Consider the following 357-nt stretch of genomic DNA (forward strand, 5'->3'; position numbering starts at 1 on the left):
AACATTTATGTTTAACTCCTTGTGTGTTTTTTTTGTGTGAGAACTTAATTATAACAGGGTTTTATCATAAATGTTTTTTTATTTTATTATGCTGTAAAATTATTCAAGCATTTTTGCACTATTATAGTTTTTAAAAATCATCTGTAAAAATTTAACTTTGGTTAATGCAGTTTATATTGAAATTTTTTGATTCTAAATCAAAGCATACGACAATTTTCTTGACAAACACCGGAGATTGGGCGCGAAGCTTTCGACGGTCTTGCCTGCCTTTTCTTACCGGTAAAATATTTTGTTGAATTAATAATTCAACTGATGGTAGATTTCTCTTATTAGAGCATTTGAAAAAGTATCTGCAAA

General features: G+C 28.0%; 1 protein-coding gene. It reads right to left on the bottom strand.

Annotated elements, in window-relative coordinates; translation table 11 throughout:
* Nucleotides 1–151: 151 nt before the first annotated feature.
* A partial coding sequence (locus GBZ86_RS18095) for a hypothetical protein (RefSeq protein ID WP_207707496.1) occupies nucleotides 152–357 on the bottom strand: 206 nt, incomplete at its 5' end.

The organism is Clostridium tarantellae (assembly GCF_009295725.1).
Taxonomy (GTDB): domain Bacteria; phylum Bacillota; class Clostridia; order Clostridiales; family Clostridiaceae; genus Sarcina; species Sarcina tarantellae.